Source organism: Nesterenkonia sandarakina (genome assembly GCF_003003175.1).
GTDB classification, from domain to species: domain Bacteria; phylum Actinomycetota; class Actinomycetes; order Actinomycetales; family Micrococcaceae; genus Nesterenkonia; species Nesterenkonia sandarakina_A.
Map to the genome: position 1 here is coordinate 276,368 of NZ_PVTY01000001.1, position 25,442 is coordinate 301,809.

Sequence of the window (25,442 nt, forward strand, 5' to 3'; positions counted from 1 at the left end):
CGAGTTTCAGCCTGACTCATCGCACGGGTCATCAGGTGAGGCAGCGCCGGCATCTGGTGTCGACCCCTCGCTGAGGGCTCACCGAACCCGGGCTGGGGACCGACGCTCCTGTAGACTGAGGCGTCGCTGCGGGAAGCCCAGACGCTTCCCGGCGAACGCTGCGGGCGTGGCGGAATTGGTAGACGCGCTGGATTTAGGTTCCAGTGTCTTAGACGTGGGGGTTCAAGTCCCCCCGCCCGCACCATCGGAAGGCTGAAACCAGCCGCCGAGTCCCCGGGCGCCGGAGGCGCACGACCGGGCGCACCTGATCCACCCGTCACCGGGCGAGTTCAGCCTTGACGTAGGCGACGATCGCATTGGCGTGGCCATGTCCGAGCCCGTGGTCCGCCTTCAGTCCTCGGACGATGTCCATATGGGTGCTTCCGGCATCGAACGACTGCACCACCAGATCGATCCAATGCTGCATGGGCTGCCCATACTTCTCTTCGATGCTCGGAAAGTACGAGGCCGGACCTTTGACAGTGGGGGCCGCGGTGACCTGGGGCGCGATGACTCGATGCGGGTCCATGCCAGGATTATCCCTCTGCACAGTCCCGGAACACCAGATGACCCGGATGCCGGTCCATAGGTCACTCGACGCGCTCAGACGGGTTCCCCGGAAGGGGCTCAGGTAGTCTGAACCGCGACCAGCAGGGTGCGGGATTCCTGCCGGTCCTGCCCCGATCGAAAGGACGCGAGATGCGGTCACCCATGCAGCGCCGTCGCTTTCTCGGTGCCATGGGGCTTGCCAGCACCGCCGGCGCCCTGCACTGGCCCAGTTCGCCCCTCACCCCCGGCTCCGCCGTCCAGACCGGCGCCGCTGCGTCCCCGGGAGAGGCCGAGCCGCGCGGCGTCGTCCTCTCGGCGGTCTCCGCGGTGACGTCGATGGACCCGGCCCTGTCGGTGGACACCGAGACCGAGCGGGTCTGCCGGCAGGTCTTCGAGACTCTGGTCGGGATCGACGGCGAAACAGGTGCCACCGCCCCGCTGCTGGCCACCGATTGGGAGGCCAGCCGGGACGGACTGACCTATACCTTCACGCTGCGCGAGGACGTTCAATTCCACGACGGCAGCGAGCTGACCGCCGAGGTGGTGGTCGCGAACTTCCAGCGCTGGGGTCGGATGAACGAGCTGCTCGGCGGCGGAGCTCCCGCCCGCACCACGCTGGCCTTCGAGTCGCTCTTCGGAGGATTCTTCGACGACGAGGACTGCCTGCTGCAATCCATCGAGGCTCCAGCGGAGTTCACGGTGGAGCTGACCCTGTCCGAGCCGCTGGTCTTCCTGCCCCAGGCGCTGGCGATGCCGGCCTTCGGGATCGCCTCCGCGGAGGTGCTCTCCGACAGCGACCCGGGGCTCCTCGCCCGCGAACCGCGGGGCACCGGCGCCTACCGACTGGTCAGCGTCAGTGCCGACGAGGTGGTGCTCGAGGCGTTCGAGGACTACTGGGGCGGAGAACCTCCGGCCGAACGCGCAGTGGTGCGCACCCTGCCGCGCTCCTTCGATCGGCTCCGGGAGCTGCAGCGCGGCGGGATCGACGTCTATGACTACATCACGGCGGACAATCTGCGCTCCCTGGTGCAGTCGGGTCGGCTGATCCTGCAGCGCGACCCGTTCTCGGTCCTCTACCTCGGGTTCAACCTGGATCACCCCGTGATGGGAGACCCGGAGGTGCGTGAGGCGGCCGCCCGGGCGATCAATCTCACCACCCTGGTGGAGTCCTACTTCCTGGAGGGCAGCCGACCCGCCTACCAGTTCACTCCGGCGGCGTTGGGCGTGCATTCCGAGGAGTCCGCCCGCTACGGCTACAACGTCGAGGAGGCGCAGGAGCTGCTTGCAGAGACCGGCTACGACGGTGAACCGCTGCGCTTCTACTACCCGATGAACGCCACTCGCAGCTATTTCCCGCGTCCGGAGGCGGTGTTCGCCTCGATCGCCCGCGACCTGACCGCCGTCGGCTTCAACATCGTGCCCCGCCCGGTGTCCTGGGACGACGGGTATGTGGATTCGCTGCTCGACGACGATCAGCGGGCGATGCATCTGCTGGGACGCAACGGCGGCTACCGCTCGCCGCACTCGTTCTTCGGTCCGCTGTTCTCGCACCAGACCACCGAGTTCAACTACGACTCCCCCGAGGTCCGCGAGCTGATCCGCAGCGCCCGCAGCGAGAACGGTGAGCAGTCACGCAATGACATATACCGGGAGATCGCCGACCTGGTCGCCGAGGATCTCCCGGCGCTGCCGCTGGTGCATCCGATCTCCGGCGTGGCGCTGGGCCGGGGCGTCGCGGATTATCCGATGTCCCCGGTGCTGCACGAGCTCTTCAAGGACATCATCCCGGCGGATTAGCCCCCGCCCCTGGCCGATGGTGGATTTCCCGGGCCCGCGCGGGCGCGGGTAGAGTCGATTCTCGGACATCACGTACCACCCCCGGGTCTCATCAGGGGGAACACTCAAGGAGAATTCTGTGGCCAAGTCATCGTCGACCAGCGCTCAGCAGTCCAGTGAAGGGCAGAAGTTCGACGTCGTGCTCATCGGCGCCGGAATCATGTCCACCACCCTCGGCGCCATGCTCAAGGAGCTGGAGCCGAACTGGTCCATCGGACTGTTCGAAGCTCTGGACCAGGCGGGCCAAGAGTCCTCCGATCCCTGGAACAACGCCGGCACCGGTCACGCGGCGCTGTGTGAGCTCAACTACACCCCCCGCGGCGCCGACGGCAAAGTCTCCACCGCCAAGGCGCAGGGCATCAACGAGCAGTTCACCGTCTCCAAGCAGCTCTACTCGCACTGGGTCAAGGCCGGCACGATCGGCTCCCCGCGCACCTTCATCAACGGCCTGCCGCACATCAGCTTCGTCTGGGGGGATAAGAACGCGCAGTACCTGAAAGACCGCTACGAGGCGATGAAGGCCCAGCCGCTCTTCTCCGACATCGTGCACACCGAGGATCACGCCGAGATCGCCGAATGGGCCCCGCTGTTGATCGAGGGACGCGATCCCTCCCAGCGGATCGCCGCCTCGAAGTTCGACAGCGGCACCGACGTCGACTTCGGCTCGCTCACCCGTCAGCTCGCGACCCACCTGGACAGCAACGGCGTGGACCTGCGCTACGGCCACGAGGTCCAGTCGATCAAGCGCGGCGTGGACGGTCGCTGGGACATCAAGGTCAAGGACAAGTCCACCGGAGACCGCAGCGTGGCCAGCGCCCGCTTCGTCTTCGTCGGCGCCGGCGGCGGCGCCCTGGGCCTGCTCCAGGGTACAGGCATCGACGAGATCAAGGGCTTCGGCGGCTTCCCCGTCTCAGGGAAGTTCCTGCGCAGCACCGATCCAGCAGTCGCCGAGCAGCACCACGCGAAGGTCTACGGCCTGGCTTCGGTGGGCGCACCGCCGATGTCGGTTCCGCACCTGGACACCCGGTTCGTCGAAGGACGGCGCACGCTGATGTTCGGCCCCTACGCCGGGTTCTCCACCAACTTCCTCAAGAGCGGCTCCTTCATGGACCTTCCGCTCTCGGTCCGCCCGCACAACCTGGTGCCGATGCTGCAGGTGGGCAAGGACAACACCGACCTGGTGACCTACCTGGTCAAGGAGGTCACCAAGTCTTCGCGCTCGAAGTTCGACGAGCTGCATGCGTTCTTCCCCAGCGCCGGATCCGATGCCTGGGAGATGATCACCGCCGGACAGCGGGTGCAGGTGATGAAGAAGAACGAGAAGGGCAAGGGCGTGCTGCAGTTCGGCACCGAGCTGATCTCCGCCCGGGACGGTTCCATCGCCGGACTGCTCGGCGCCTCCCCCGGCGCCTCCACGGCGCCGTCGATCATGTTCTCGCTGCTCGAGCGCTGCTTCGGCGCGCAGATGGACCGCTGGCGTCCGAAGCTGGAACAGATGGTCCCCTCCTTCGGTCGGGCACTCAACGACGACCCTGCACTGCTCTCCGAGGTCACCGCCGAGACCGTCGCAACCCTGCAGCTGCAGCCCTGATCCATGGCTCGCTTGGAGTTCCCTGCCCCGGAGTCTGTCCGCACCCCGTCGGGTCTGACCCTGCACACCTGGACGCATCAGGATCCCACCGGGCCTCCGGTGCTGCTCATCCACGGCTTCGCGAGCAGCACGCTCTACAACTGGGTGAAGACCGGCTGGCTCGACCCGCTGGCGAAGACCGGGCGCAGCATCATCGCCGTCGACCTTCCCGGTCACGGTGAGTCCCAGGATCTCAATCCCGTCCGGGTCCGGGTCCGGGACATCCTCGCCGACCTCAGCGAGCACCTGCGCCAGCAGGGCCACGACAGCGTCGCCGTGCACGGATACTCGCTGGGCTCGCGGCTTGCCTGGGAGTTCAGTGCGGCGCACCCCGAGATGGTGACGCACCTGATCATGGGCGGCTCCCCCACCGATGATCGTCTCGGTGCGCTCAAGGCCAAGCAGGCCCGGCTCTGGGTCCAGGAGGGCGTGCGCCCGGTCGATGACCTGACGCGCAACCTCGTGACCCTCGCCGGCGCGCTGCCCGACGCGAACGTGCCCCACACCGTGGAGCTGCTGCTGAGCCTCTCGGTGGACCCCTACGACCCCGCCGCGGCCGTCCCGCCGGTGCCCACCCTGGTGGTCGCCGGCGCCGAGGATGACATCGCAGCCGAGGCCGCCTCCCTGGTGCCGCTGGTCACCGCGAAGGGCGCCGTCGCGGCGTTCGTCCAGATTCCCGAGCGCAATCACATCAACGCGGTGACCTCGAGGGACTATAAGTCAGCCGTGGTGAGCTTCCTGCAGACCTCCTGAGCTGCGGCTCAGTCACCGTCCGGAACGGGCACGGGGTGGTCGACCCGGCGCTCGGGGCTCCCCCAGAGCTGACCCGAGAAGACGACGACGCCAGCCAGCAGGCTCCCGGCCAGGGCCACTGCGGCTGACGCACCGAGACCGATCTCATCCGCGCCGATCCCGGCCAGGGTGAGGCCCAGGGCGATGCCCAGCAACACTCCCCCGGCGACGGCGGGCATCGCGACGGGGAGCCGGCGCGTCGGCACACCGAGGGCCAGACCCGCATAGAGTCCCAGGACCAGTCGCCCCAGCACGGCCGACTGCAGCACCGCGATCCCGCTGATCACCAGCAGCGACACCAGGCCCACGGGAATCACCACGGCCAGCAGCACCAGCAGCAGGCTCAGCCCGAGCAGCGCGACGACGTGAAGCCGCCTGCGCCGCAGGACCAGCGGCTCGGTGAAGCGGGATGGCTTCCAACGGGCACCGAGCACCGCCGCGGCGGCCAGCAGACCGAGCGTCAGGGCGAACAGGCTGGGTCGGGCCAGCGCCTGCGCAGCACCCAGCACCGAGATCCAGAGACCGCCCAGCACCAGGCCCAGCGCGCCGGCCAAGGCGATCGCCGCGCTGATCCCGCGGGCCCAGGCTGGGGCCTGTGCGGGTGCGAGCCGTCGATGTTCCAGCAGCTGCTGCTGGGCGTGCTCGGCGCCGCCCAGGGGCAGCCGCGCGGTCTCGGTGGGAACCTCGAGCGGATCCGTGCGCTCCACCGCGTAGAGCGGCACCGCCACCGCGGTGAGCACCGCGGAGCTGAGCAGGCCCACGGTGGGTCCGAAGCTGAAGCTCAGTCCGGCCAGCAGCAGGGGCGCGGCGATGAGGGCGGCATCGTCGAGCCGACCCTCCACCCGCAGTCCGTGCCACACCGAGACGCCCTGCTTCCGGGTCCAGGTGTCGGCGCGGCTGAACGTGGCCACCGCAGGGACGCTCAGACCGGCGATCAGGGTGAAGAGCAGCAGCAGCGTATAGATCGTGGCATCGGCGGTCAGCGTGTCGCCGCGGGTGAGCCGATCGACGCTGCTCACCATCAGCACCAGCATCAGCACATGGGCGATGGCGCTGACCAGCAGGACGTTGCGGGCGCCGAACCGCTCGGCGCTCGCGCTGGCTGCCGGGGCAGAGATCGAGATCCCCACCAGGGCGGCCGCGGTGAGCGTTGCGGTGGTGAACATCGACCCGGTGCTGGCGGCGGCCGCTGCCATGACCCCCATCGGCAGCAACGGTCCCGGCATCCGAGCGGCCAGTGACACCGCACGGGCCAGAGTGGTCGGGCCGCTCATGGGATGACCATCTCGGTGGTGGATCCGGCCCGATGCCGGTGGATGCGCAGCTGGGTCGGGATCGCGCGGTGCATCTCGGTGACGTGGCTGACGAGTCCCACCCGGCGGCCCTCGCCCTGGAGCCGGTGCAGCGCGCTCATCACATGTTCCAGCGTGTCCTCATCCAGTGAGCCGAACCCCTCATCGATGAACAGGGACTCCATGCCGATCCCGCCGGACTCGGACTGGACCACCTCGGCGAGCCCCAGCGCCATCGAGAGCGAGGCCATGAAGGTCTCGCCGCCGGAGAGCGAGGAGGTGGGCCGCTCGACGTCGCTGTGGTCATCGTGGACCTTCAGCTCCAGCCCGCGCAGTCCGCGTCCGCCGGCCTCGTCGCTGTGGTGGAGCCGGTACCGGCCCTCAGACATGGTGGCCAGGTGCCGGGTGGCCGCTTCGGCGACGCGCTCGAGCCGGGCGGCCAGGACGAAGGTGGTCAGCGTCATCTTCAGCGCGTTCTCGGGCCCGGCGCCGTTGAGCGTGGCCGCCAGCTCGCTCCTGCGGCGCTGCTCGCCGAGTGCCGAGTCTCGATGGCGCAGCGCCGCCACGAGCTTGGCGCTGTGACCTTCGATCGCTTCGCCCTGGGCGTCGAAGCGAAGCAGCCTGGCCGTCGCGTCCCGGGCGGCCTGCGAGGCGGCCACGGTGAGCTCTGCAGCCCGATCCAGCTCCTCGGCCCCCGGTCGGGCCTGACCCTCACGGTGGCGGCGCTGGCCGGCCTGGATCAGCTCCTGCTCGGACTCGTAGTCGAGCGCTCGCTTCAGCTCGTCCCAGGTCTCGACGGCGCTGCGGCTGCTCTGCAGAGTCTCCCCGGTCAGCAGCGAGGCCTCCAGATCCGACTGGTCGGCGAACTCCGAGTCCTCGAGCCGGGTCGCGGCAGATGCGTGTGCACGGTCCCGATGGGCTCGTTGAACAGCTGCCGCTTCGATCCGGGCCTGGGCGACTCGCAGCTCGTCCAGCACACGCTCGAGGTCCTCTCGGCGTCGGGCCACCGAATCGTAGCTTCCGCGCAGCCCGCTCAGCGCCGCTTCGAGCTCACCGGCCTGGGTGCGCTGCTGCAGCAGTGCGGCCTGGTCCCGTTCGGCACCATGCTGCGCCTCGACCAGTCGCGTCTGGGTGCGCTGCCGCTCGGCGGCGTTGGCGTCGAGCTGCTCGCGCAGCTCGCGCTGGAGGGACCTGTGCTGTTCGGCGAGCCGGAGAGCCTCTCGCGCCTGGGCCAGGTCGGCCTCGGTGCGCATGATCTCGACCTCGGCGTGCTCGCCCAGCTCGGCGAGCAGCGCGTCGTGCTGGTCGGTGACGCTGCGCAGCTGGATCTGGGCCTCGCTCAGCTCATCCCGGGCGTCCTGCAGCTGCAGCTGGGTCTGCTCGACCTCCTCCTGGGTGATGGAGGGGTCATCATCCACTGCTGGATGTGGATGCTCGGTGGATCCGCACACCAGGCAGGGCATGCCGTCTTCGAGCTCTCCCGCCAGCTGCAGCGCGATATTGCGCAGGTAGCTCTGCAGGCGCCGCTGGTGCTGCTCCTTCAGCTCCGCGTGGGCCTGCTCGCGCTCGGCCTGCCGGACGCGCCAGTTCCCACACCGGACGGCGAGCTCATCGCGGGTGCGCTGGGTCTGCACCCGTCCGGTGAGCGTCTCGGCGGTGGTGCGGGCGGCGTCCCGGGCGGCCTCAAGCTGCTCGGGATCCTCCAGCTGCGCCTGGAGGTCGCGATGCGTGGCATCGAGGGCCTCGTGCTGGCCGGACAGGCGCACCGTCTCGGCCTCCGTCTGGGCGAGCTGCTGCTCGGTGCGAGACGTCTGCTGGAGAAGCTCGGTCAGCCGGGTCTCGAGCTGACCGGCATCTGACCCGGAGAGCCTGGCGCGCAGCGCGATCAGCTCCTCGATGGCGGCAGTCAGCGCGGCGGGCTCCGGTTCGGGCGGGCGCTGGGCGTCTGAGAGCTGGGCGTCTGGCTGCTGAGCTTCTGGCTGCCGGCCGCCTGACGGCTCGGCGAGCAGGCCGCGGGCGGTGATCTCCTCGGGCTGGCGTGCCGCGAAGCCGTCCAGGGTTGATTCGGCCTGCTTCGTGGCGGCCACGGCGGCAGCGACGGCGGCGTCGTGCTCCTTGGCGGCGTCGGCGGCGGTGGTGAACCAGGTCTGGATGCCCTGGGCGGCCTCATGCCGATGCAGCTGGGCTCGCAGGGCACTGACCTGCGGCTCCTGCTCCTTGTGGGCTGCGAGCCGTTCGGTGTGCTCCGCGAACCTGCGCAGCGCGTCCTCGCGCTGGCGGAGTTCGTCCTGGGCGGAGGCCGCGTCCTGCGCGGCGGACTCCGCCGCCGCTGATCCCGCGCGCAGCCGGGCGCGCTGGGCGTCGATGGCCAGCGTGACCCGTTGGGTCAGCTCGGCCTCGGTGAGCCCGGCCAGCTCCGCCTCGCTCAGCGTCGTCGGAGCGTCGGGATCCGTCGGCGCCTCCGTGCTCGGCGCCTGCGGACTCAGCGCCTCGGTACTCGGCGCCTCGGTGTCCTGCGCCTCGTCGGGTCCAGCCTCGGAAGCTGCCGGGAACATGACCAGCGCAGCCTGGGTGAGGTTCTCGCGGTGGGTCTGGATGCGGGTGTCGCTGTCCTTGAGCTGCTGTTCGGCTTCTCGGGCGAGTTCGCGCAGGTGCTTCTCCAGCAGGGTGAACCGGTCGGTGTCGAAGAGCCGCTCGAGGAGGTCCTGCTTGTCCTTGCTGCTGGCGTGCAGGAAGTGCGCGAAGGCTCCCTGCGGGAGCAGGATGACCTTGGTGAACTGGTGCAGGTCGAGCCCGAGCATGCGCTGCATCTCGTCGTTGGCGGCCTGGATGCCGGAGGTGTAGGGCTCCCAGGTGCCGTCCTGGAGGAACTCCACGACGACGCGCTGGCCGACCTCGCGCTGCCGGCTGGCATCGCGCTTCTGCGGCCGTCCGTGATGTGGTGAGCGCCAGACCCGGCAGCGGCGCCCGCCCTGGGTGAACTCGAGCTGCACGTAGGGCTCGCTCTCGGCGGGAGCGTGGGTGCTCTTGAGCTGGGTCTTGTCTCGCTGGCCCGGCACATCGCCGTAGAGCGCGAAGCTGACCGCGTCCAGGATCGAGGTCTTGCCGGCGCCGGTGCGCCCGCGCAGCAGGAACAGCCCGTCGGCGCCGAGTCGGTCGAAGTCGATCAGTTCGGTGCCGGCGAAGGGGCCGAAGGCGTGCAGGGTGAGCTGGTGGAGCTTCATGGCCGCACCGCCTGCAGGCTCTGCGTGATCAGGTGGGTCTCTTCGGCGCTGGGTCCGCGACCGCCGCGCACGTGTTCCAGGAACGCCTCGATGACCTCGGTGTCGGTCCGGGCCTGCTCCACCTTCGCCGAGTAGGTGCGGTGCGGAGTCTCCTGGCGCCCGATGTGGGAGAACGAGGCCATATAGGGGTAGACCTCCTGGAGCCGCTGGAATGCACGGGCGGGCCGGATCGGGTCGGTGAGCTTGACCTGGACGTAGGACTCCCGATGCCGCTGAACCGTCGCCGGGCTGAGCAGCTCCTCGAGGGTCGATTCCAGCTGCGCCAGCGTCCGCCCGATGCTCCAGTCCAGCGCCTGAGCCGGCTCCTCCGAGCGCGAGTCCCAGAGCCATGCCCCCTTGGCCTGGCGGGTCTCGGAGAAGGACAGCCGCAGCGGGGATCCGCTGTAGCGGACGGTCTCGGAGAGCCGCTGCCGTCCATGCAGGTGACCCAGCGCCACGTAGTCGAAGCCCTCGAAGAGGTCCAGGGGCACCACGGCGAGGCCGCCGATGCTGTCCTCGTGGTGCTCCGGCTGGTCTCCGGCACCGACGTCGACGCCGATGTTGCGCTCGGAGTCCGAGGCGGCCCCCGCAGCGGCGAACAGATGCGCCATCAGCACCACCGTGGGCTCCGGAACGCCCTGGCGGCGCTGCGCCACGTCCTCCCAGATCCGGGCGATCACTTCTGCGGTGACCCCGGTATGGTGGCCGCGGTCGAGCCCGAGCGTGGGCGCGAACAGCTGGGGCTCCAGGTAGGGGATGCCGTAGACCAGGGTGGTGGAGCCGTCAGGCTCCGAGACCTCCACCGGGGTCCACGCGTCGCTCAGCGCGCTGCGGATGTGCACCCCGGAGCCGCGCATCAGGCCACGCCCGAAGCCCAGCCGCTGGGCGGAATCGTGGTTGCCCGGCGTGATGATCACCTGGGCTCCGGCATCGGTCATGCGCTGCAGCGTCTCCTCCAGGGCCGCGACGGCCCATTCGGGGGGAAGCGCGCGGTCATAGACGTCTCCGGCGATCAGCACCACGTCCACCTGGTGCTCGATCACGGCGGCGCAGACCGTCTCCAGCATCTGCTCCTGCTCGGTGCGCAGGGAATGTCCATGGAAGCCGCGACCGAGGTGCCAGTCCGAAGTGTGTAGCCAGCGCATGCCACCACGCTATCGGGTGGCACGGACATGGCCCGAGCACCACCCCGCAGGCGACTATTCTGAAGGTGTGGAAACCGCCGAGATACTGATCAGTCGCTTCGGCCCGGTGCTGGCCGCCGCCGTGGAACCCTCGACCCCGGACGGCCCGGCCGCCCCCGCGGATCCCGCGGCTCCGCCGGCAGCCGTGGAACCGGTGGTGGTGCACGCCGAGGTGCTGCACCAGCTGTGCACCGCGGATGGCCTGATGGAGCTCCTGGACTGGAGCCGCCAGGGCCTCGGCGCCGACCCGCTGGCCTGCATGTGGCTCGGCTCGCTGCGCTGGTACCGGCTCATCACCGGGTCCTACCCGGAGAATGCGCCGCAGCCGCCCGCTCGCCGACTCGATGAGCAGCTTCAGCGGCTGAGCCGCGACGGCGGGCTCGCGGTGCAGGTCGGAACCGGCGCGACGAGCCTGCGTGGACTCAGCCAGGGGCAGATGTCATATCCCAGCGCCCCCGCGCAGCCAGAGTCCACCGATGCCGCGGCGCTGCTCCGCGCGGTGCCGGTCGGCCTGGCCCCTTATATCGACGCCTCGATGCGGCGAGCCTGGGCCCGCCAGACCATGGCGCTCACGCACGGGCACGCGGACCTGAGCCAGAAGGCCGAGGACCTCGCTGACCTCGTGCACCTGCTCGCCAGCGGCGCACCCGCAGATGCGCTGCCCGAGGCGGCGCTCGCGCAGCAGGAGCGGATCACCACCGGGCTCGACGACGACGTCGCCGCGATCCTGGACCGACAGCTGCGCGCCGCGGCAGGAGCCTCGCCCGCTCCCCAGCCCGCGCCCTCGAGCGGCCCCGCCGCCGACTCCGGGCGGGAGAGCCGACGCGTCTATGGCGTGATCGGCGCGCTGGCCCAGGACTGGGAAGAGGTCACCCGCGCGCGCTGAGCGGCGGCGCCTCCCCGGATCCGGCCGCGGCCGGGCCGCTGACCGGCCAGCGGGAGCCGAGCAGGGCGCGGAACTCCTCCTCGGCGATGAGTCGCAGTGGCTGGCCCTCGCGCTGCCGGCGCAGCGCGTCGCGCGCCTTGCTGCTGCGCAGCGGGAAGGACTGCTCCGGCTCGCTGAGCTCCCAGGGTTCGAATCCGTCCCCCACCACCAGCAGCGTCGTGCCTGCCGTGACCCGGGAGGCCGTGCCGGCGCCCAGGGCGGCGACCAGCTCCTTGGCCTCGGCGCGCGGGATCGAGAGATTCCCGGTGAAGGCCAGCTGCTGGGCGAAGAGCGGATGCGACGGGTCGGCCACGGACGACGGCGGAAGGTTCTTGCCCTCGTCCTGCCAGCGCATGAGATCCGGCATGTGCCGCGGCTCCGGCGCGGGAAGTCGGGCGTCGAAGAGGTGGGCCATGGTGCGCACCTGGCGGGTCGCCCGCGACTCCCTGGTCCGCGGAGCCTGCCAGGACTCCATGGTGCGCGGCGCGATCCCGCTCTCCTGGAACAGCCGCTGGGTGGGTCCCACGGCGCGTCGGGCGGCGATGTCGCAGACCACGGCGGCCGAGGCGCGAGCATCATCGAGGGCGTAGTGGTGCTGGGTGAGGTTGTAGCCGGCCTCAGCGGCAGCCTTGGGCAGCGCATGCGAGGGAAGCTGATAGTTCGCTCGCGAGAGCCGCACCGAGCACAGGCAGCTCAGCCCCGGGGAGTCGAGCCCGCTGACCTCCAGCGCGGATTCGAAGACCTCGATGTCGAAGCCGGCGTTGTGCGCCACGAGCACGTCGTCGCCGATGAAGCGGTGGATCTCCGCGAAGAGCTCCCCGAAGCGCGGCGCCTGCGCCACCGCCTCAGCGGTGATCCCATGGATGGCGACGTTGTGCGGATCGAACCGGTCGAAGCCCTCCGGGGGCCGCATCGCCGAGTAGTAGGTGTCGACCTCTTCGCCGTCGCGGACCTTGACCAGCCCGATGGCGCAGGGTGAGCCGCGGAACCCGTTGGCGGTCTCGAAGTCCACGACCGTGAAGTTCAGGCCCTTCACGTCGCCAGCGCCTCCACGACGTGCCCACGCAGGGCCGCGAACGCCTGGCCGCGGTGGGAGATCGCGTTCTTCTCCTGCATCGAGAGCTCCGCGGTGCTGCGGGTCTCCCCCACCGGCTGCAGGATCGGGTCGTAGCCGAAGCCGCCGAGCCCCTGCGGCTCGCGCAGCAGCGTGCCCTGGAGGCGTCCGGTGGTGGTGGCCTCGTGGATCGATCGGCCATCGGCGTCGGGGATCACCAGGGAGGCCACGCAGACGAAGGCCGCACCCCGGTGCGCCGGGGCGATGTCGGCGAGCTGTTCCAGCAGCAGCGACAGATTCGCCTCGTCGGAGGCTCGAGCGCCGGCCCAGCGGGCGGAGAAGATGCCCGGCGCCCCGCCCAGGACGTCCACGGCGAGCCCGGAGTCATCGGCCACGGCGGGCAGTCCGGTCTCAGCGGCCACCGCGCGTGCCTTGATCAGCGAGTTCTCCTCGAAGGTGAGGCCCGTCTCCGGGACCTCGGCGCACCCCGCCGTCGCCGCGTCGATCACCGCGGTCTCGAGATCGAGGTCGCGCAGCTCCGGGCTGGAGCCGAGCAGGGCCCGGAATTCGCGGAGCTTGCCCGGATTGCGGGTGGCCAGAACGATCTTCGGGGTCACTGGGCCAGCGCCTCCCGCTGCAGCTGAGCCAGCGTGTTGGTCCCGCCCAGCGCGAGATCGAGCAGGCGGTCCAGCTCCGCGCGGTTGAACGGGGATCCCTCGGCGGTGCCCTGGATCTCCACGAAGTCCCCGGCGCCGGTGACCACGACGTTCATATCGGTCCCGGCGGTCGAGTCCTCCGAGTAGGGCAGATCCAGCACAGCTTCGCCGTTCGGGAGCACCCCGACCGAGATCGCCGCGACGGAGTCCTTGAGCACTTCGGCGCGCTTGGCCACATGGCCCTGCCGGCGCGCCCATTCCACCGCGTCGGCCAGCGCCACGAAGGCGCCGGTGATCGCGGCGGTGCGGGTGCCGCCGTCGGCCTGGAGCACGTCGCAGTCCAGGGTGATCATGTTCTCGCCCAGGGCCTTGGTGTCCACGACCGCCCGCAGCGAGCGGCCGATGAGCCGGGAGATCTCGTGGGTGCGCCCGCCGATCTTCCCCTTCACGGATTCGCGTCCGGAGCGGGTGTTCGTGGCGCGGGGCAGCATCGCGTACTCGGCGGTGACCCAGCCTTCGCCCCGGCCCTTGAGCCAGCGCGGCACGTTGGATTCGAAGGAGGCCGTGCACAGCACCCGGGTGCCGCCGAACTCGATCAGCGCCGATCCTTCGGCGTGGGCGTTCCAGTTCCGAGTGATGGTGACCGGGCGCAGCTCATCGGCTGCGCGTCCGTCGGTCCGCAGGGTGGTGGTGGTCACTGCTCACTCTCTCCGTGGTGGTTGGTCGTGCTGGCGCCGATCTCATAGGTGACACCGGCGACGGCGACCGCGAGGTCGCCTGCGTACTGTTCTCGCGCCTTGGCGAGCAGGACCCGCTGGGAGGTCCAGACCGGGATGTGGGTCAGCAGCAGCCGTCCCACCCCCGCGGATCGCGCCATGACCCCGGCGCGGTGGCCGTTGAGGTGCACGCCCTCGATGTGGTCGTCGCGACCGTCCTCGAACGCGGCCTCGCAGAGGAAGACGTCGGCGTCCTGGGCGGCTTCGATGAGCCCGTCGCAGGCGTCGGTGTCCCCGGAATAGGTCAGCGTGTGCGGCTTGCCGTCGGCCGAGGCCTCGGCGGCGATGTCGATGCGCAGCGCGTAGGCCTCCTCGATCGGGTGGCGCACCGGCACCGGGGTGATCGTGAACGGTCCGATGGTCTCGGACTGCCGAGGCTGCCAGGTCTTGAAGTCGAAGTCCGGGTGCATCCCGGGGTTGGGGTCCATCCCGTAGGCGCTGGCGATCCGTTGGTCGGCGGTGGAGGGTCCGTAGACGGGCACGTGCTGGCCGGGCCAGCCGCCGGGCCGCCAGCGGATGGCCACGTGGAGTCCGCAGAGGTCCATGTAGTGGTCCGGGTGCAGGTGGGAGAGGCACACGGCGTCGATGTCCTCCAGCGCGAGATGCTGTTGCAGCTTGCCCAGGGCGCCATTGCCCAGATCCACGACGACGCGCCAGGTCCGGCCCTGGTATCGGGCGGTCAGCAGGTAGCACGACGCCGGGGACTCCGGGCCGGGGAAGGACCCGCTGCACCCGATGATGGTGAGTTTCATATGGTGCGTTGCTCCCCTTCAGTCATCCTGCGCTCCGGCCAGCATAGCGGGAGAGATGCGTCGGATCACGCCGGTGGGATAGGTCTCCCGCACATGATCCACCTGACGCACCGCGACCACCTCGGGGCCGAGGAAGCGCCGGGCGAGCTGCGCGAACGCCTCGGCGTCACCGGTGGAGAGGAAGGTATGACCCGCCGGTTCCAGGGTCCCGGGAAGGTCGACGGCGTGCGGGCGCTGGAGGTCCTGGCGGGTCAGCGCGCGGTAGAGATCCTTGGCGGTCTCCTCGGCAGAGGACACGAGCGTGACCTCCTCACCCATCACGAAGGAGATCACGCCGGTGAGCAGTGGGTAGTGCGTGCAGCCGAGCACGAGGGTGTCCACGCCGGCTGCCTTCAGCGGCGCCAGATACTCCTCGGCGGCGCCGAGCAGCTCCGCACCGGTGGTGACTCCGCGTTCGACGAACTCGACGAACCGGGGACAGGCGGCGGTGGTGATCTGCAGGGCGGGCGCGGCGGCGAAGGTGTCCTCGTAGGCGCCCGAGCTCACGGTCGCCGAGGTGCCGATGACCCCGATGCGACCGTTGCGGGTGGCCGAGACGGCGCGGCGCACCGCGGGCTGGATGACTTCGATCACCGGGATGCCGTGGCGATCGGTATAGCGTTCGCGGGCGTCGCGCAGCACGGCGGCGGAGGCGGAGTTGCACGCGATGACCAGGGCCTTGACGCCGGAGTCGACGAGTTCGTCCATCACCCCCAGGGCGTGGGCGCGGACCCGGGCGATGGGCAGCGGCCCATAGGGTCCGTGGGCCGTGTCACCGAGATAGGTGATCAGCTCTCCGGGCAGCTGGTCCAGGACGGCGCGGGCCACGGTGAGCCCGCCGACCCCGGAGTCGAAGATCCCGACCGGAGCGGCGGCGTTCATCGAGACGATGTCCCGGCACCGCCACTCGACTCGGGACCTGCATCGCGGGGACCTGAATCACCAGGCCCTGCATCGCCAGACGCCGTGTCGGCATCCGTGCCGTGCGAATCAGGGCCGTTCGAATCAGCGCCCTCGGCGGCGGTGCCGTGCTCCGGGAGGAACTCGGTCATCGCGCTGAACAGGGTCTCTTGGAGCCAGGTCATGAAGGTGTAGATCTCCGCCATGAAGGAGTCGGTGTCCTTCGCGCTCGCGCCGACGGCGAGCTTGTGCACCCGTTCGGCGTCCTCGGCGGTGTTCAGCTGGAGCCGGCTCGCCAGGGTCAGCCGCAGATCATTCAGCGCCCTGCCGAAGACCGGGGCGAGCTCCTCATCCATGGTGACCGGGGTGCTCTCGAGCAGCATCCGCGCGGTGCGCAGGTCCGCGATCTTCGCGCCGCGCAGCGAGTTCTCACTGAGCCGACGGAAATGGCCGGCCTCCTCCGGGTCGGTGGAGGCGTCGGGCAGCAGCCGACGCAGCACGTCATCTTCGGGCGGCTCCAGGGGCTCCTCTCCGCCGAGTCCGGCGAGCTCCGCGCGGAAGTGCGCGAACGCCGGATCCTCGGCCGCGTTCCTCGACCCGGCGTCGTTCGACGCTGCGTCGTCTTCACGGCTCTCGAGGAGCTCGATCACGTCGGCGCAGAGCGAGCTGAGCAGCCGACGCTCATGCTGCTCCAGATCGGCGCGGTATCCCCTGGTGGTGGCGCGGAAAGCTGTCGCCACGGGTTACTCGGCCTCTTCCAGGGTCGCCTGCAGGCCGTACTGGTGCATGGCCGTCACGTCCTGCTCGGCCTTCTCCCGCGGGCCGTGGGCGACCACGGCGCGGCCCTGCTCATGGACCTGCATCATCAGCTGCTCGGCCCGGGCCTTGGAATGACCGAAGTAGCTGCGGAAGACCCAGCTCACGTAGGTCATCAGATTGACCGGGTCATTCCAGACGACCACCTGATAGGGGCGGGCCGCGGAGAGGAGCTGGGAGAACTCGGAATCGAGGTCAGTCCCCTCACGGCTGAGCGTGGATCCTTCGGCTGAACTCATGCTCGGTATTCTACGCTGGGGCTGTGACTCCTCAATCTGCCTCTGCCCAGGCCCACGCTGCGCGCGCCACCTCCCCCGCCGCTGCCGCCTCCTCCGCCGAATCGGCCGCGCATGCGCCGTCGCCCTCCACCGCGCTGCTGACCGATCAATATGAGCTCACGATGGTCCAGGCGGCTCTGGCCTCCGGGGCCGCCGGGCGGCGCTGCGTCTTCGAGGTCTTCACCCGCCATCTTCCCGCCGGGCGGCGCTACGGCGTGGTGGCCGGCACCGGTCGCCTGCTTGAGGGCCTTGCCGCATTCCGCTTCGGCGCAGCCGAGATCGGCTGGCTGCGCTCTCGCGGCATCGTCGACGAGCCCACGCTGGAGTTTCTCGCCGACTACCGCTTCTCCGGTGACATCCACGGCTACGCGGAGGGAGAGATCTTCATGCCCGACTCTCCTGTGCTGCGGGTAGAGGCGAGCTTCGCCGAGGCCTGTCTGCTGGAGACCTATGTGCTCTCGGTGCTCAACCACGACTCCGCCATCGCCTCCGCGGCCTCGCGGATGACCGTGGCCGCCGGCGACCGGCCCTGCGTGGAGATGGGGTCTCGCCGCACCCAGGAGTTCAGCGCCGTGGCCTCGGCCCGGGCCGCCGCCGTCGCCGGCTTCACCGCCACCTCAAACCTGGAAGCGGGACGCCGCTGGGGACTGCCCACCCTGGGCACCGCGGCCCACGCCTTCACGCTGCTCCACGATTCGGAGGAAGAGGCGTTCCAAGCGCAGGTCAGAGCCTTCGGGCCGGGCACCACCCTGCTGGTGGACACCTACGACGTGGAGACGGCCGTGCGCCGAGCCGCCGCGATCGCCGGACCGGAGCTCGGCGCGGTCCGGCTCGACTCCGGGGACCTGGTGGAGCAGGCCGGCGAGGTGCGCGCGCTGCTGGATTCGCTGGGCAACACCGGCACCAGGATCATCGTCTCCTCGGACCTCGATGAGCACGCCATCGCTCGGCTGCAGTCGGCCCCGGTGGACTCCTACGGCGTGGGCACGAAGCTGGTCACCGGCAGCGGCTCCCCGACTGCGGCGATGGTCTACAAGCTGGTCCAGCGCACCGACGACGACGGCGCCACCGTCGCCGTGGCGAAGAACGCCCCGGGCAAGTCCAGCGTCGGCGGGGTGAAGCATCCGCTGCGCAGCCTGGATGGGTCCGGGCGGGCCATGGCGGAGCTGATCGGAGTCGGGGCCGCCCCGCAGACCAACGGCCAGCGCACCCGCGAGCTGATGGTGCCGCTGGTCCGGGGAGGCGTGGTCGCGGAGGAGCATGTCGGGGAGGTCGGCGTGGCCAATGCCCGCCGCCGTCATGCGGCCTCGCTCGCCGAGCTTCCTCCGGCGGCCAAGCGGCTGCAGGACGGCGACCCGGTGCTGCCCACGATCTTCAGCTGATCTCCCGCTCGGACTCAGCGAATCGGCCCGCCCGGTCCGCCGCCTCGTCTGCTCCGCGGTCCTCTTCCTGGCCCGCTCAGCCGTCCTCGGCCTGGTCGACTCGGTAGGCCGCGTGCACTGCCGCGTGGTCTTCGGCGTGGGTGTTCACGGCGGCGTCGTCGAGGATGCAGATCACCTCGGCGTCCTCCGGGCCGACCGCGCTGAGACCGTGCGGACGCAGCGTGTCGAACTCGGCGGCCTCCCCCGCCTGGAGCAGGATCTCCTCCTCGCCGAGCTGCAGCCGCAGGCGGCCGGAGAGCACATAGAGCCACTCGTATCCGTCGTGGCTGCCGAGTTCGGTGATCGGCGGGCGCGGCACATATCTGATCTTGTAGGTGTGCACCGGTGAGCTCTCCGGGGAGAGCGGCTGCACCAGCATGCCGTTGCGCTCCCAGGCGTCGCGCTGCACCCGCGGATCCGGGCTCGAGGACACGAGCAGCTCGTCCACGGTGATGCCCAGGCAGCGGGTGATCGGCAGCAGCAGCTCCAGGCTCGCCTGACGCTTCCCCGACTCCAGCCGGGACAGCGTGCTCGGCGAGATCCCGGCGCCGCGGGCGAGTCGATCCAGCGTCCATCCCCGGGCGGTGCGCGCGGATCGCAGGCGCAGCCCCAGCTGGGCGAGTTCTTCCATAGGAGACAGTCTGCCGACTTCTTGCCATTTCAGCAAGACGTCTTTCACGGCGGCATCCAGCGGCGCATGCTGGAGCCATGAACTCCACAGCAGAAGCAGAACCCTTCGACGCGATCATCATCGGCGGAGGCGCCGCCGGACTCAGCGCCGCCCAGTCGCTGGGCCGCGCGCTGCGCCGGACGCTGATCCTCGATGCCGGTGAACCCCGCAACCGCTTCGCCGCGCAGATGCACAACATCCTGGGCCACGACGGCGCCTCTCCCGCCGAGCTGCTGGCCGCCGGGCGGGCCGAGGCGCAGCGCTACGGCGTCGAGCACCTCACCGCGGGGGTGCACCGGGTCAGCGACTCCACCCGTGCCGACTCCACCGACAAGACCGGACCGCGCGAACTCGTCGTGACCCTGGACTCCGGGGTCCAGCTCTTCACCCGCACGGTCATCGCCGCCTCAGGTGTGACCGACGTGCTGCCGCCCATTCCGGGGCTGGCCGAGAACTGGGGCTCCAGCGTGCTGCACTGTCCGTACTGCCACGGCTGGGAGGTCCGCGGACGGCGTCTGGCGGTGCTCGCCACCAGTCCGATGCAGCTGCACCAGGCGCAGCTGCTGCGCCAGTGGAGCGACCGGCTGACCTACTTCCATGCCGGCGCCGGCGAGCTGACCGCGGAGACGGCCGCACGGCTGCGCGCACGCGGGGTGGTCCTCGAGCCGACCCCGGTCACGGAGGTGCTCGGCGACGGCACCCACGTGACCGGCGTCGTCCTTCAGGACTCGCGCACCGTCGAGGTCGACGCCATCTTCACCGGCGGCAGCCTCGCCCCGCGCGACGGGTACCTGCGCGATCTCCGGCTTGAGCGCGAGGACACCGTGGTGGGCAGCTTCTTGAAGGTCGACGCCGCGGGTCAGACCTCGCACGAGCGGATCTGGGCGGCGGGAAACATCGCGTCTCCGATGGCGACCGTGCCGGTCTCCACGGGGATGGGGAGCTTCGCCGGAGCGGCCGCCAACGGCGCGCTGGTCATGGAGGAGTTCGACCTCGCCGAGGCCGGTAAGAACCAGTAACGTGGTGGGTGTGCGGCTGCGATGCCCTCGCGCCGCACACCCATACCCGGAGCTTTCCGACCAGGAGGACGTAGTGGCCCAGGCGCTGATCATTGTGGATGTGCAGCAGGACTTCTGTGAGGGCGGGGCGCTGGCGGTCGCCGGCGGCGCGCAGGTCGCCAGCGAGATCAGTGAGTTCCTCGAGGACAGCTACGCCGAGTTCGACGCGATCCTCACCACGCAGGACTGGCACATCGACCCCGGTCCACACTTCTCCGCCACCCCGGATTTCAAGGTGAGCTGGCCGGAGCACTGCGTGGCCGGCACCCCCGGGGCCGAGCTGCACCCGAATCTCGACACCGAGCATGTGGATGCACGCTTCCTCAAGGGGCTGTACTCCGACGGCTACTCCGGCTTCGAAGGTCTCGAGGGTGACCCGGAGAAGGTCGGCAGCCTCGAGGGCGAGAACGGCACCAAGGTCGGGCCGGCCGCGGCGATCACCGAGGGCTCGGCGGACCTGCACACCTGGCTGCGCGCCCAGGACATCGACGCCGTGACCATCGTCGGCATCGCCACCGATCACTGCGTGCGGGCCACCGTGCTGGATGCGGTGGAGAACGACTTCCGGGTCCGGGTGATCCGCGAGCTCACGGTCGGGGTCAGCGAGGACTCCGTGGCGGAGGCCTACGAGGAGTTCGACGCCGCCGAGGTCGAGGTCCTCAGCCTCGAAGATCTCTGAGCCGCAGGGCTGAATGCCCCGGCCCGGCGCATCCAGCCCTGCGCACTGAGCTCTGCGCCTTGGGCTCAGACCGCGAGGCTCTCCGCGGCTCAGGCTACTTGCGCCCGACGAACCACATCTGGATCGTCTTCAGCCGCTCCTCGAGCTGGGTCTGCGTGGCCTGACCCACCGCCGGGCCACCGCAGACGTCGCGGAGCTTGGTGTGGATGCTGCCCTGGTGCATCCCGGTCTTCGCCGCATAGGCCGAGACCGACTTGTTCAGCGTGGCCCGCAGCGTCTTGAGCTGCCGGTGGTCGATCACCGGCTCCGCCGGCGCGGCCGAGGCCGGCTTGCGGCGCAGCTGGTCTGCCTGGTGCTGACGCAGCAGCGTGGAGACCTGCTCCGGCTCGAGCAGCCCGGGGATGCCGAGGAAGTCCAGCTCCTCCTCGGAGCCCATGGCGCCGCCGAGGCCGAACTCCGCGCCGTCGAAGAGGACCTTGTCGAAGGAGGCGTTGGAATGCAGCGCGGCGAACTCGCCGCGCTCGAGCTGATCCGAGCCGCGCTCCTCCTTGTTGGCCGCATCGAGCAGCTCGTCGTCGAGGCCCTCCTCGGCGTTCTCGATCGCCGAGCGCGGGACGTCCAGGGCGTGGTCGCGCTCCTGCTCCATCTCATTGGCCAGCGTGGTCAGCACCGGGACCGAGGGCAGGAAGACCGAGGCGACCTCGGCCTTCTTGCGCAGCCGCACGAAACGACCCACGGCCTGGGCGAAGAACAGCGGGGTCGAGGTGGAGGTGGCATAGACGCCCACGCAGAGCCGCGGCACGTCCACGCCCTCTGAGACCATCCGGACCGCGACCATCCACAGCCTCGAGGGGTCGTCAGAGAACTTCTCGATCTGGTTCGACGCGCCCTTGTCGTCGGAGAGCACGACGGTGGTCTTCTGTCCGGTGAGCTCGTCGAGCTGGGCGGCGTAGGCGCGCGCGGTCTCATGGTCGGTCGCGATGACCAGTCCGCCGGCGTCGTCGATCTTGTCGCGCACCTTGAGCAGCCGCTGGTGCGCTGCCCGCAGCACCGAGGGGATCCACTCCCCCTCCGGGTTCAGCGCGGTGCGCCAGGCGTGGTTGGTGATGTCCTTGGTGGCGGCGGCCCCGAGCTGGGCCTCCATCTCCTCGCCGGCGGAGGTCCGCCAGCGCATATTGCCGGAGTAGGCCATGAAGACCACTGGACGCACCACGCGGTCCTTCAGCGCCGGACCATAGTTGTAGGCGTAGTCGGCCTTGGACCGGCGCACCCCGGCGCCGTCCTCCACGTACTCCACGAAGGGGATCGGCGAGGTGTCGGAGCGGAACGGGGTCCCGGTCAGCGCAAGCCGACGCACGGCGGGGTCGAAGGCCTCACGCACACCGTCGCCCCAGGACAGCGCGTCACCGGCGTGGTGGATCTCGTCGAAGATCACCAGGGTGCGCGCGGCCTCGGTCTTGTTCCGGTGCAGCGCAGGCTTGTTCGCGACCTGCGCATAGGTCACCACAACTCCGATGTACTGGCGCCCGTGGCGGCCGTCGGAGTTCTTGAAGTTCGGGTCCAGGGCGAGACCCACCCGACCTGCCGCGTCGGCCCACTGGCGCTTCAGGTGCTCGGTCGGGGCGACCACGTAGATCCGGTTGACCTCCCCGGACTCCACCAGCAGCTTCGCCACACGCAGCGCGAAGGTGGTCTTGCCCGCGCCGGGGGTCGCCACGGCGAGGAAGTCCTTCGGCCGCTTCTGGATGTAGAGGTCCAGGGCCTCCTGCTGCCACTGGCGCAGCGTGCCTGCGGTGCCGTGGGCGGCGCGGTGCGGATAGACCGGGGGTAGGGATCGGCCGACATCGGTGCCGACGTCGAAAAGCGTCTCAGACTGCTCCACTGTGTTCTGGGCTCAGCGCAGGTTCAGCTGCGGCCGAAGCCGAAGAAGCCGCGCTTGCCGCCGGAGTCTCCGCCGGACTTGCCGTCGCCGTCGCCGCCCATCATCTCTTCATAGATCTCTTTGCACTCCGGGCAGACCGGGAACTTCTTGGGGTCCCGTGATGGGATCCAGACCTTGCCGCACAGAGCCACCACGGCGCCGCCCTCGAGGGCGGACTCCATGATGCGGTTCTTGTTCACGTAGTGGGCGAATCGCTCGTGATCTCCGGGCTCGGAGAGCTGCTCCTGGTGCTCGCGCTCGATGGTCGCCGCTCCGCCGGGCGCCGGCGCGGCGGCCGGATCAGCGGTGTGCAGATGTGCCGGCCCACCCTGGAGGGGGGTCTGCGTGCCGAAGCGGGCGTCAGCGGGCTGGAGTCCATTCTCGATGACCATCATGGGCCCTAGTCTAGCGAGCCTCGGCGAGGACATCATCCCCGTGTGGGCAACGTGTCTGGACCTGGGGAGTGCCCGGCCGAGGACTCGTCGGCTCGTTCTCAGTACTGGCTCACCGTCTGGAAGAGCTCCGGCTGGCTGCGTTCGAAGACCCGGGCCCCCAGCGTGACTCCGATCCAGACCAGACCGAGCCCCTTGAGCACCGCGGCGATCCCGAGCGCCCAGCCCAGCCAGGAGTCACCGCTGATCAGCCAGACGATGACCAAGATCACCTCCGGCAGCATCAGCGCCACGGTGGCGACCAGCATGCCGAGCTGGACGATCATCAGGCGTCCCGTGGAGCCGGATGGCTGGCTCAGCGGCCCGTCCCCCGGCTTGGGGACGGGGTAGGTGAAGCGTGCCGAGACCAGGCAGGAGAATCCTGCCGTGCTCAGCAGCAGACCCACGCTCGCGCCCACCAGGGCGGCAGTGGTGGCCGGTCCGGTGAACATCACCGCGGGGATCAGAGCGCTGAGCAGCGTGATGGGCAGCCCGAAGCTCAGCAGTCCGACCAGGCGACCGACCCGGTCAGCCGTGCCGGAGACGCCGCTGGTGATGTGCAGCGCGAAGGCTGAATGGTCATAGGAGATGTCCGCGGAGATCGCGAAGCCCAGCATCCAGCCGAAGACGGGCCCCAGGGCGAGCAGGACCCACGGCGCATCCAGCTGGGAGTACATGACCACCGCAAGGACCACGAACGCCGGCAGGAGCACCAGGGTGCCGCCGTAGCGGCTGTCCTTGAGCCAGTAGGTGCTGGCCCGCGCGGCCACCGCGCCCCAGGGCGTGGCCGGGAAGCGGGCGAACAGCCCCAGCCCCTGGTCGCTCTTGGAGCCCGAGGAGCTCTGCACGGTGGGCCGCTCGGTGATCTTCACCAGCGCGGCCCGGATGACGACGACGGCGAGGGCAGCCGTGGCTGCCAGGATCGCCAGCCGGATCATGAACATGCCCCAGTCACCGGCCGCGGCATCAGCCGGCAGCGCGGCCCCGGCGCCCAGCGGGGTGAGCGCGAGGATGTCGACCACCGTGGGCACGGCGTCGGCCAGGGAGGAGAAGGCACTCTCAAGACCGATCATGATCGGGTAGAGCAGAACCATCAGGCCCAGCGCCAGGATGGCCAGGAAGTCCCGGGACCGGCGACCGCTGAGCCAGGCGCTGATCGACGTGGTCACCGCCTGGGAGACCAGGCTGAACGTGATCAGCAGCAGGGGCAGCGTGGTCACCGCCGTCGCCGCGGCAGCAGCGTCCCAGCGCCAGTGCAGCACCTGTCCGATCAGCCAGATCACTGTGAGCACCGCCCCGATCGAGATCAGCCCGGTCAGCGCCAGGCCGAGGATGAGTCCGCGACGCGGGATGCCGTAGGTGATGAACTGGCGCGGGTTCATCGCCGTGTCCGCCCCGGAGACGAACACCGGGATGATCAGCCAGAGCAGGAAGATCGCCGAACCCATCAGGACGCTGGCGGTGCGGACGAACTCTGCGTCGATCACCGCGGCGCCTCCCTCCATGACCTGCAGGGAGAAGATCATCCCGACGATGCCCAGTCCGTAGAGACCGGCGAAGATCGTGCCCAGGATGTGCCAGACCGACTGGTTGAAGCCGTTGAAGGTGAGGTCCCGCTTGAGCCGGATCAGAGTTGCAACCATGCGAGCTCCTGATCTCCACCCTCGAGTCCTACCAGCTCGACGAAGCGAGTCTCGAGGTCAGACCCGCCCCGGACCTCCTCGAGCGTGCCGGAGGCCAGCAGCCGCCCTTCCGCGATGATCCCGACATGGGAGCACATCCGCTGGACCAGATCCATCACGTGGCTGGAGAGGATCACAGTGCCTCCGGAGCCGACATAGGACTCCAGCAGGCCGCGGATGGTGCGCGCCGAGACCGGGTCCACGGCCTCGAAGGGCTCGTCGAGCACCAGAAGCTCGGGAGCATGGACCATCGCCGAGGCCAGCGCGATCTTCTTGGTCATTCCCGCGGAATAGTCCTGGACCAGCTTCCCCTTCGCCTCCTCGAGGCCGAGCACCCGGAGCAGGTCAGCAGTGCGGGACTCGACGGTCTCCCGGTCCATCCCACGCAGCAGCCCGGCGTAGGTGACCAGCTGAGCGCCGGTGAGCTTGTTGAAGAGCAGGACGCCGTCGGCGAGCACGCCCATGGAGCGCTTGGCCTCGCTCGGCTGGGCCCAGACGTCGATGCCCACCACCTCGGCAGTGCCGGCGTCTGGTCGCATGAGACCGGTGGCCATCGACAGCGTGGTGGTCTTGCCGGCACCGTTGGGGCCGACGAACCCGTAGAAGGAGCCGCGCGGCACCTCCAGGTCGAGGTCCTGCACGGCGGGGGTCTGTCCGAATCGCTTGGTCAGGCCGCGAAGCCTCAGGGCCGGCGGCATCAGGGCGGTCGGATTCACGCTGACTGGATCCATGCCCCGAGACTATCGAGTCCAGCTCAGCGGCGCGTCACCCCTGAGAAGGACATGCGCCGAGACCCAGG

At 69.9% G+C, this 25,442-nt stretch carries 23 protein-coding genes and 1 tRNA gene; 8 read left to right on the top strand and 16 right to left on the bottom strand.

Features of this window, described 5'->3' with window-relative positions:
* Nucleotides 1-160: 160 nt before the first annotated feature.
* Nucleotides 161-244: transfer RNA gene (locus BCL67_RS01170), tRNA-Leu, on the top strand.
* Between the two features lie 72 nt (nt 245-316).
* Here the strand turns inward: BCL67_RS01170 and BCL67_RS01175 are convergent.
* Nucleotides 317-568, bottom strand: a complete 252-nt coding sequence (locus tag BCL67_RS01175) for a DUF4287 domain-containing protein (protein ID WP_106121636.1) — start codon at nt 566-568, stop codon at nt 317-319.
* 170 nt (nt 569-738) lie between these two features.
* Between BCL67_RS01175 and BCL67_RS01180 the strand changes: the two genes are divergently transcribed.
* The 3 genes from BCL67_RS01180 to BCL67_RS01190 all read left to right on the top strand — a co-directional run bounded on the left by BCL67_RS01180 (nt 739) and on the right by BCL67_RS01190 (nt 4,807).
* Nucleotides 739-2,385 carry an ABC transporter substrate-binding protein gene (locus tag BCL67_RS01180; RefSeq protein ID WP_146131049.1) on the top strand — a complete coding sequence of 549 codons (1,647 nt, stop codon included), beginning with the start codon at nt 739-741 and terminating at the stop codon, nt 2,383-2,385.
* Between the two features lie 118 nt (nt 2,386-2,503).
* Entirely contained in the window at nt 2,504-4,015 is a 1,512-nt protein-coding gene (locus BCL67_RS01185) for a malate:quinone oxidoreductase (protein WP_106121638.1), read from the top strand.
* A 3-nt stretch (nt 4,016-4,018) separates the two neighbouring features.
* Nucleotides 4,019-4,807: an alpha/beta fold hydrolase gene (locus tag BCL67_RS01190; protein WP_106121639.1), complete on the top strand. Its 789-nt coding sequence runs from the start codon at nt 4,019-4,021 to the stop codon at nt 4,805-4,807.
* A gap of 8 nt (nt 4,808-4,815) precedes the next feature.
* On the opposite strand, the gene BCL67_RS01195 is transcribed toward BCL67_RS01190, so the two are convergent.
* Genes BCL67_RS01195 through BCL67_RS01205 form a run of 3 tightly spaced genes read right to left on the bottom strand, consistent with a single transcriptional unit; the run spans nt 4,816 to nt 10,546 of the window.
* Nucleotides 4,816-6,120, bottom strand: a complete 1,305-nt coding sequence (locus BCL67_RS01195; protein WP_146131050.1) for a hypothetical protein — start codon at nt 6,118-6,120, stop codon at nt 4,816-4,818.
* On the bottom strand, nt 6,117-9,362 hold the full coding sequence (locus BCL67_RS01200) for an AAA family ATPase (protein WP_146131051.1): 3,246 nt from the start codon (nt 9,360-9,362) through the stop codon (nt 6,117-6,119). Before BCL67_RS01200 ends, BCL67_RS01195 begins: the two co-directional genes overlap by 4 nt.
* Complete coding sequence (locus BCL67_RS01205; protein ID WP_106121642.1) at nt 9,359-10,546, bottom strand: exonuclease SbcCD subunit D; 1,188 nt, start codon at nt 10,544-10,546, stop codon at nt 9,359-9,361. The genes BCL67_RS01200 and BCL67_RS01205 overlap by 4 nt, the downstream gene beginning before the upstream one ends.
* 67 nt (nt 10,547-10,613) lie before the next feature.
* Between BCL67_RS01205 and BCL67_RS01210 the strand changes: the two genes are divergently transcribed.
* Nucleotides 10,614-11,471 carry an ADP-ribosylglycohydrolase family protein gene (locus BCL67_RS01210; protein ID WP_106121643.1) on the top strand — a complete coding sequence of 286 codons (858 nt, stop codon included), beginning with the start codon at nt 10,614-10,616 and terminating at the stop codon, nt 11,469-11,471.
* On the opposite strand, the gene BCL67_RS01215 is transcribed toward BCL67_RS01210, so the two are convergent.
* Genes BCL67_RS01215 through clpS form a run of 7 tightly spaced genes read right to left on the bottom strand, consistent with a single transcriptional unit; the run spans nt 11,455 to nt 16,742 of the window.
* Nucleotides 11,455-12,546, bottom strand: a complete 1,092-nt coding sequence (locus BCL67_RS01215) for an exonuclease domain-containing protein (RefSeq protein WP_106121644.1) — start codon at nt 12,544-12,546, stop codon at nt 11,455-11,457. The two genes, BCL67_RS01210 and BCL67_RS01215, sit on opposite strands and share 17 nt — an antisense overlap.
* The gene (gene rdgB / locus BCL67_RS01220; RefSeq protein ID WP_106121645.1) at nt 12,543-13,181 is read right to left on the bottom strand and encodes an RdgB/HAM1 family non-canonical purine NTP pyrophosphatase; all 639 of its coding nucleotides are present in this window, start codon (nt 13,179-13,181) and stop codon (nt 12,543-12,545) included. Before rdgB ends, BCL67_RS01215 begins: the two co-directional genes overlap by 4 nt.
* Nucleotides 13,178-13,918 carry a ribonuclease PH gene (rph, locus tag BCL67_RS01225; RefSeq protein ID WP_106121646.1) on the bottom strand — a complete coding sequence of 247 codons (741 nt, stop codon included), beginning with the start codon at nt 13,916-13,918 and terminating at the stop codon, nt 13,178-13,180. Before rph ends, rdgB begins: the two co-directional genes overlap by 4 nt.
* Nucleotides 13,915-14,748: an MBL fold metallo-hydrolase gene (locus BCL67_RS01230; RefSeq protein ID WP_106121647.1), complete on the bottom strand. Its 834-nt coding sequence runs from the start codon at nt 14,746-14,748 to the stop codon at nt 13,915-13,917. Before BCL67_RS01230 ends, rph begins: the two co-directional genes overlap by 4 nt.
* An 18-nt stretch (nt 14,749-14,766) precedes the next feature.
* Entirely contained in the window at nt 14,767-15,669 is a 903-nt protein-coding gene (gene murI, locus BCL67_RS01235; protein WP_106121648.1) for a glutamate racemase, read from the bottom strand.
* Nucleotides 15,666-16,427, bottom strand: a complete 762-nt coding sequence (locus BCL67_RS01240; protein ID WP_106121649.1) for a DUF2017 domain-containing protein — start codon at nt 16,425-16,427, stop codon at nt 15,666-15,668. The genes murI and BCL67_RS01240 overlap by 4 nt, the downstream gene beginning before the upstream one ends.
* Nucleotides 16,428-16,430: 3 nt before the next feature.
* The gene (gene clpS, locus BCL67_RS01245) at nt 16,431-16,742 is read right to left on the bottom strand and encodes an ATP-dependent Clp protease adapter ClpS (RefSeq protein ID WP_106121650.1); all 312 of its coding nucleotides are present in this window, start codon (nt 16,740-16,742) and stop codon (nt 16,431-16,433) included.
* 161 nt (nt 16,743-16,903) lie between these two features.
* On the opposite strand from clpS, the gene BCL67_RS01250 reads away from it, so the two are divergent.
* Nucleotides 16,904-18,163 (top strand): nicotinate phosphoribosyltransferase, encoded by a 1,260-nt coding sequence (locus BCL67_RS01250; protein WP_374955616.1) that lies wholly within the window; start codon nt 16,904-16,906, stop codon nt 18,161-18,163.
* A gap of 76 nt (nt 18,164-18,239) precedes the next feature.
* Here BCL67_RS01250 and BCL67_RS01255 read toward each other — a convergent pair whose 3' ends face one another.
* On the bottom strand, nt 18,240-18,833 hold the full coding sequence (locus BCL67_RS01255) for a helix-turn-helix domain-containing protein (RefSeq protein ID WP_106121652.1): 594 nt from the start codon (nt 18,831-18,833) through the stop codon (nt 18,240-18,242).
* Between the two features lie 77 nt (nt 18,834-18,910).
* On the opposite strand from BCL67_RS01255, the gene BCL67_RS01260 reads away from it, so the two are divergent.
* Both BCL67_RS01260 and BCL67_RS01265 read left to right on the top strand, forming a co-directional pair.
* Nucleotides 18,911-19,891: an NAD(P)/FAD-dependent oxidoreductase gene (locus BCL67_RS01260; RefSeq protein ID WP_106121653.1), complete on the top strand. Its 981-nt coding sequence runs from the start codon at nt 18,911-18,913 to the stop codon at nt 19,889-19,891.
* A gap of 73 nt (nt 19,892-19,964) precedes the next feature.
* Nucleotides 19,965-20,609, top strand: a complete 645-nt coding sequence (locus BCL67_RS01265) for an isochorismatase family protein (RefSeq protein ID WP_106121654.1) — start codon at nt 19,965-19,967, stop codon at nt 20,607-20,609.
* 94 nt (nt 20,610-20,703) lie between these two features.
* Here the strand turns inward: BCL67_RS01265 and BCL67_RS01270 are convergent, their stop codons facing one another.
* From BCL67_RS01270 to BCL67_RS01285, 4 genes are all read right to left on the bottom strand, one after another.
* Entirely contained in the window at nt 20,704-22,491 is a 1,788-nt protein-coding gene (locus BCL67_RS01270; RefSeq protein ID WP_106121655.1) for a DEAD/DEAH box helicase, read from the bottom strand.
* 23 nt (nt 22,492-22,514) lie between these two features.
* Nucleotides 22,515-22,925 (bottom strand): DUF3039 domain-containing protein, encoded by a 411-nt coding sequence (locus BCL67_RS01275; protein ID WP_258174659.1) that lies wholly within the window; start codon nt 22,923-22,925, stop codon nt 22,515-22,517.
* Nucleotides 22,926-23,023: 98 nt separating this feature from the next.
* On the bottom strand, nt 23,024-24,604 hold the full coding sequence (locus tag BCL67_RS01280) for a hypothetical protein (RefSeq protein ID WP_106121656.1): 1,581 nt from the start codon (nt 24,602-24,604) through the stop codon (nt 23,024-23,026).
* Complete coding sequence (locus tag BCL67_RS01285; RefSeq protein WP_106121657.1) at nt 24,589-25,374, bottom strand: ABC transporter ATP-binding protein; 786 nt, start codon at nt 25,372-25,374, stop codon at nt 24,589-24,591. Before BCL67_RS01285 ends, BCL67_RS01280 begins: the two co-directional genes overlap by 16 nt.
* Nucleotides 25,375-25,442 lie beyond the last annotated feature (68 nt).